Genomic DNA, 2,389 nt, shown 5'->3' on the forward strand with positions numbered 1-2,389 from the left:
TCCGACGTGGGCGGGCTCGTGGGCACGCTGAGCCGGCCCAGCGTGGCGGGCACCGATGCCAACGGCCAATCCACCACCGTGAAGCTGCCCCTGAACCTCAGCAACGTCTCGTCCACGGCCTCGGTCGACGGCGAGGCCAACGTGGGCGGGTTGGTCGGCTGGAGCGACGCCGCGCTGAGCAATGTCAGCGCCAGCGGCGCTGTGAGCGGCGACTGGAGTGCCGGCGGCGCGGTGGGTGGGCTGGTCGGGCGCAATGCCGGCAGCATCGGCAACTCGCAGGCGACCGCCTCTGTCTACGACGGCAACCAGGTGGGTGGCCTGGTCGGCATCAACGACGGCAGCATCACAGGCTCGCACGCCAGCGGCCTTGTTTACGGCAGCACCGAGGTCGGTGGGCTGGTGGGGCACAACAACGGCAGCCTGGGCGGCGTCTACGCGACGGGTGCCGTCACCGGCTATGGCAACGACACTGGCGGCCTGGCGGGCAGCAACAGTGGCAGCGTCGACGGCGCCTACGCCACCGGTGTGGTTGTCAGCTACGGCAGCAGCGCTGGCGGGCTGGTGGGCAGCAGCGGCGGCAGCATCGGCAGCGTCTACGCGACCGGTGCCGTGTACGGCTATGGCTATGGCAACGGGACTGGCGGGCTGGCGGGCGTCAACAGCGGCAGCATTGACGGCGCCTATGCCACCGGTGCCGTCATGGCCTACGGCACCGGCACCGGCGGGCTGGCGGGCAGCAACAGCGGCGTGCTGAGCAATGTGTACGCCAGTGGTGCGGTCTCGGGCGCGTACGTCGTTGGCGGCCTGGCGGGTGCGAACAGCGGCAGCATCGCCAGCGCCTACGCCACCGGCAGCGTCTTGGGTTACACCCAGCTGGGTGGCCTGGTCGGTCTCAACTCCGGCGCAGGCCAGGTGACCCGCTCGTTCTGGCTCACGGCCAACACGGGCACCGGCATCGGCAGCAACCAGGCCAGTGTGGACAGCCTGACGCGTGGCCTCAGCGATGCCGAGGCCAGGTCCACCGCCACCTACACGGCGGCCGGCTGGTCGCTGGACGACGTGGGCGGCAGCGGCACCGCCTGGCGCTTGTACGAAGGCAGCACGATGCCGCTGCTGCGCAGCTTCCTCACGCCGGTCAGCGTGTCCTTCACGGCAAACGGCAAGGTCTACGACGGCCTGGCCGCCGCGGGCAGCACCAGCAGCTACACGCTGTCCCAGCCCGGCGCCCCGCTGCTGGGCAGCGGCGTGCTGAGCTACGCCAGCAGCAGCGACAACGCCGGCAGCTACAGCGCCGGCAATGGTTCGCTGCGGGTGAGCGGCCTCTATTCGACGCAGCAGGGCTACGACATCGCCTACAGCGCCAACCTGGCGATCAGCCAGGCCGCCCTCGTCGTGTTCGGCGCCCATGTCGCCGGCAAGACCTACGACGGCACAAGCACGGCCAGCGTCAGTGGTGGCTATCTGCACGGCTTGGTCGATGGCGACAGCGTGGCACTCAGCCAGAGCGGCAGCTTCAGCGACAAGACCGCCGGCACCGGCAAGACCGTCACCGAGACCTTCGCCATCAGCGGCGGCGACGCCGGCAACTACGTGCTGATGAACCCCTCGGCCATTGCCCGGGCCGACATCGCGCAGGCGCTGCTCACCGTCTCCGGCAGCGCGGTCGCCAACAAGACCTACGACGGCACGACGCTGGCGCAGGTCAGCGGCGGCACGCTGGCCGGCGTGATCGCGGGCGACAGCGTCACGCTCAGCCAGAGTGGCAGGTTCGCCGACAAGAACGCTGGTCTCGGCAAGGTCGTGACGGTGACAAACAGCCTGGGCGGCGGCGACGCGGGCAACTACGTCGTCGCCAACGACAGCAGCAGCGCCAACATCGCCCAAGCCCTGCTGACCGTGACCGGCGCCCAGGCGCAGGACAAGGTGTTCGACGGCACGAAGACCGCCACGGTCACCGGTGGCACGTTGACCGGGCTTGTCGCGGGCGACGACGTGGCGCTCAGCCAGACCGGCCAGTTCGTCACCGCCTTGTGGGGCCACTACAAGCCTGTCGTCGAGACCTTCGTCATCAGCGGTGCAGACGCGCAGAACTACCAGCTGACCAAGACCCAGCAGCTCGGCTTGGCAGACGTGTTCAAGCCGGCCACCGTGACCCGCGCCCAGCAACTGAAGCTGATCGCTTTGCTGAAGGGCCTGGGCCTGACGGTGCTGGAAGCCGACGCTGCAGCGCGCTGAGTTCCGATTCATCCCGGGTTGTTGTTGCCGTGAGAAGCTTGTCCCCGAACCGCCTGACGCTGTGTGCGCTGAGCCTGGCCACCAGCGCCGCGCTGGCCGCACCTGATGCCGGCCAGCTGCTGCAGGAACTGCGAAACAACCCGCCGCCGCGCCC

The 2,389-nt window shown here is 69.5% G+C and carries 1 protein-coding gene; it reads left to right on the forward strand.

Features of this window, described 5'->3' with window-relative positions:
- A partial coding sequence (locus FKP22_RS27435; RefSeq protein ID WP_233446981.1) for a beta strand repeat-containing protein occupies nt 1-2,235 on the forward strand: 2,235 nt, incomplete at its 5' end.
- Nucleotides 2,236-2,389: the final 154 nt, after the last annotated feature.

Origin of the sequence: Ideonella azotifigens (genome assembly GCF_006519715.1) — a bacterium.
Lineage (GTDB): Bacteria > Pseudomonadota > Gammaproteobacteria > Burkholderiales > Burkholderiaceae_C > Ideonella > Ideonella azotifigens.